Genomic DNA, 4,279 nt, shown 5'->3' on the forward strand with positions numbered 1-4,279 from the left:
CCCTTTGCGTCATAGACGCGGGTTGGTTCCGCTACCAGGTAAGCGTCAGCAGAGTTGTAATCTGGAAGATCCTCAAGCCATGATGAGACGGCTGCACCCAACGAAAGAGCAAGTGCAAGCGCGAGAAGAGCCATAAAGCCAAAGAATCCAGCAATGCCAAAACCTACGGCATGTGTATTTGCGTGTTTACGTGCACGACGGGTTCTAATACCCATTGAGCCTCCTTGTCATAGCTCTCACTATTATAGTCTGATATTTATGTTTCAGTGAATAAAGAGTTACAACTCTGTTGTATTCTGATAGATAACATTTTGAATTGATACTATTTGAAGCAGTAACTATATGGTTTAACAGGCTTGCGTTGAGAGGATACAGAGTGCTTTCAGTAGAAGAACAGCTCCGTGTTATTACTTCAGGAACTATGCAGATTGTTCCTTTGGATGGTCTAAAAGAAAAACTCAAGAAGGGCACTCCTCTTAATATCAAGCTTGGCGTTGATCCAACAAGTCCTGATTTGCATCTGGGACACGCAGTTCCTTTGCGCAAGATGCGTCAGTTCCAAGACCTTGGCCATAATGTCACCTTGATTATTGGTAGCGGCACCGCGCTGATCGGAGACCCTTCCGGACGCGATTCTACCCGTCCTCCTCTCACTGCAGAGCAGGTGGATGCAAACGCAGAGACCTATGTTAACCAGGCTATGAAGATTCTTGATCCAGAAAGAACCACTGTTGTTCATAACGGTGACTGGATTAAGCCTATGAATCTTGAGACCATGCTTGGCCTTATGAGCAAGTTCACCATTGCTCGTATTCTTGAGCGAGAAGACTTCTCTAATCGTTATCACAACCAACAGCCAATTGCTCTCCATGAATTTATTTATCCAGTTCTTCAGGCATATGATTCTGTTGTTATTAAGGCAGATGTAGAGATGGGCGGAAACGACCAGATTTTCAACTTGCTTGCTGGCCGTGACCTTATGCGTGATATGGACATGGAGCCGCAGATTGCGCTTACCATGCCTCTTCTTGTAGGTACTGATGGTACTAAGAAGATGAGTAAGTCTTATGGCAACTACATTGGTCTAACTGATGAGCCAAATGATATGTTTGGCAAGGTTATGTCTATCACCGATGAGATTATTCCAATGTATTACCGTCTTTGCTCAACGCTCTCTATTGATGAGCTTGATGTAATCGATAAGAGCTTTGAGGACGGCACCGCTGATCCTTACCAGCTCAAGCGTGCTCTTGGCAGAAATATTGTTGACCTTTATCACGGTGAGGGAGAAGGTCTTAAGGCTCAGGCAGCTTTTGATGCTCAGTTCAAGAACAATGAGGTTCCTGACGATGTCAAAGAGTTTGCAATTTCCCTTGAAGCAGATGAAGACGGTCTCATTTACCTGCCAAAGATTTTGGTTGAAGTGGAGATTGCTTCAAGTAACGGTGAGGCTCGTCGTCTCATTGATGGCGGTGGTATCAAGATTAATCAGCAACCTCTTCCAGCAAAGACCTATAAGGTTGAACCATCAGTTCTTGAGAAGGCTCTTCTCCAGGCAGGTAAGAAGCGCTGGGCTCAGCTCATCTAAAACAGAAGCACTAACTAAGGGCGCATACGCATGTGGAAACAATTTGTTCTTGTTCTTATAGTTACAACAGCAATTGTTTTTGTTCCAGGATATCTGGGCGCTCGTTTATCAGGTGGTAAACGAGCGCTTTCGCTTGCCGTGGCTGGCCCGTTAAGCGTCGTTTTTTATATTGTTGCGGGCATTGCAATGTATCCTCTTGGTCTCAAGGGGCTTATCCCGCTTTTTGCTCTTGCGGCATGTTTTCTCGCCCTTATTGCAGCAACTCGATTTGGCTCAGAGAGACTTTTACACAAAAAGATCTATTCTTCTTTGTCGCTTTCGTTGCCTGGAGTCTGCATTGTTATTTGTCTTGGCGCACTCGCAGCAAGTTATGTGTTTTATCGAGGTCTTGGAAATCCAAATAACTTCTTGCAATATGACGATAACTACACTCATATCTCTTACATCAATAGAATTATTCAAACAGGTGTCTTCTCGACTTTAAAAGCATCTGTTTTTGACGGTTTGCCGCTCTCTACACCACAGCCTTTCTCGGGCTCTTGGTATTATCCTTTGGCATTTCACAGCTTTGCCTCAGTAGTTACATTACTTACCCACTGCTCAATTGGAATGGCAGAAAATGCCGTTAATGTGGTGTGGACCGGCTTAGTGTACCCATTAGGACTTTTTGCGCTTGTTTCAAAGATTTTTGGAAAGAAAATTCAAGCGGCAGTACTTGCACCCTTTGCAGCATTTGCCAATATGGCATTTCCTGTCCGCATGCTCACAGTACATGGCCCGTTTCCAAATATGCTTTCCTTCTGCTGTGTTCCTATAGCAGTGTATTTGTTTGTGCAACTCCTTGATTCGATTGCGCAATCGTCTTCTCATAAACATGGCGAGAAACCCCAGAAGGCTTCAGATATCTTCATGCTCATTTCGGTACTTTTGGGAATTGTTTTTTGCCATCCAAATGGTGCATTTTTCTGGGCAATTATGGTGTTCCCTTACGTGTTAGTTTCATTTATCCCACGCATGGTGACCAATAAATGCTCAGGTAAAAAGAATAAAGTTGCTATCTTAGTTGCTTTTGAGACGCTCTGTATTGTCCTTTGTATTGGTATGTGGACCATTGTTTTGAATAGCAGCTTTATGAAATCTGTTGTGCATTTTCTTTGGGGTTGGGATATAAACCCACTTGACTCAATTATGCATATTGCCACTCAGTCGTTCATCATGAATGTCCCAGAAGCAGTTTGTACGGTGCTTTTCTGGGTTGGCTTTATCCACGCTCTTCTCGTTAAAAAATCTCGTTGGTATGCCTGCAGCCTGCTCTTTGTTTCTATTTTCTTTGTTGTGGGACTTATGGGTAACGTAGATGTAAAGCGTTTTCTTATTGGCTTTTGGTACACAGACCCAGAGCGTATTGCTGCCATCATGTGTATCACCTCTACGCCATTAGTTTTACAAGGTGGTATTGATATTGTTTCTGCTGTTTTAGTTGTACTTCAAAAAGTAAAACATGCAGTAAGACCTGCTCAGTCCGCTACAAGCGATAAGCCACGTTTGTCGCGTAGTCGAATTTCTCTTCTTAAGAGTGCGTTTGCAGTTTTACTTTCTATTCCTGTCGTATATGCACTGTGGACCCCAGTTGATCCTTTGCAGTTTCAGACACATGAGCCAAGTCGTTTTCAGATGAGTCTACATTGGATGAGCGAGTCATATATTCCACAAGACTGGAAGACTTATTCCACTTCTGAACAGGCGTTTGTTCAAAGAGTAAAAGAAATTGTTGGGGACTCAGTTGTACTCAATAATCCATTTGATGGATCATCTCTTGCTTATGCGATAGATGGTTTAAACGTGTACTACAAGTTTAAATACAATGATAATGAGTCACCTGAAAGCAGGCTGATTAGAGAAAAGCTAAATCGCGTGTTTTATGAAAAATCGGTTCAAGATGCCGTTCGTTCTGTTGGCGCACAGTATTTTATTCGTTTGAATATGTATCCAGATGATCAGTACCCAACTATGCCTAAAGAAGAAGGAGTATGGTCTGGTCTCAATATTGATAATGGTGCTCCAGGATTTGAGTTGGTACTTGAAGAAGGACCGTATAAACTTTATAGAATCACAGCGATTGATGGGGAGTAATTTTGAAAGGCATTATTCTTGCAGGAGGTAGCGGTACCAGGCTTTATCCGCTGACAACCGTTACATCTAAACAGCTTTTACCTGTTTATGACAAGCCAATGATTTATTATCCTCTGTCTACGCTTATGCTGGCGGGGATTAGAGACATTCTTGTTATCTCTACTCCTCGTGACCTTCCAAATTTCGAGAAACTCTTAGGTGACGGTTCTGACTTTGGCATCTCTATCAGCTATGCCGAACAGCCTTCTCCTGATGGACTTGCTCAGGCGTTTGTTATTGGTAAAGAGTTTATTGGTGATGACGCTGCTGCTCTGATTCTTGGAGATAATATCTTCTATGGAAACGGTCTTTCAGGACTTGTGAGAAAAGCTGCTCAACAGGCACAAACTGCTGGTCGTGCCACAGTTTTTGGCTATCACGTTGATGATCCAGAGCGTTTTGGCGTTGTTGAGTTTGATAAGAACTACAACGCTATTTCAATTGAAGAAAAGCCAGCTCATCCAAAGTCTAACTACGCCGTAACTGGTCTCTATTTCTATGATCAGCGTGTTACTGAGC

The 4,279-nt window shown here is 43.0% G+C and carries 3 protein-coding genes and 1 pseudogene; 3 read left to right on the forward strand and 1 reads right to left on the reverse strand.

Annotated elements, in window-relative coordinates:
- Positions 1–215: pseudogene (locus RWJ43_RS06195) on the reverse strand (penicillin-binding protein); the annotation flags it as partial.
- A gap of 161 nt (positions 216–376) precedes the next feature.
- On the opposite strand from RWJ43_RS06195, the gene tyrS reads away from it, so the two are divergent.
- The 3 genes from tyrS to RWJ43_RS06210 all read left to right on the forward strand — a co-directional run.
- Positions 377–1,588, forward strand: a complete 1,212-nt coding sequence (tyrS, locus tag RWJ43_RS06200; RefSeq protein ID WP_314009004.1) for a tyrosine--tRNA ligase — start codon at positions 377–379, stop codon at positions 1,586–1,588.
- A 30-nt stretch (positions 1,589–1,618) separates the two neighbouring features.
- On the forward strand, positions 1,619–3,721 hold the full coding sequence (locus RWJ43_RS06205) for a DUF6541 family protein (protein ID WP_314009005.1): 2,103 nt from the start codon (positions 1,619–1,621) through the stop codon (positions 3,719–3,721).
- 2 nt (positions 3,722–3,723) lie between these two features.
- Positions 3,724–4,279: sugar phosphate nucleotidyltransferase (locus tag RWJ43_RS06210; protein ID WP_314009006.1), on the forward strand; the 556-nt coding region annotated here is incomplete at its 3' end.

Origin of the sequence: Lancefieldella parvula, assembly GCF_963530955.1 — a bacterium.
Lineage (GTDB): Bacteria > Actinomycetota > Coriobacteriia > Coriobacteriales > Atopobiaceae > Lancefieldella > Lancefieldella parvula_A.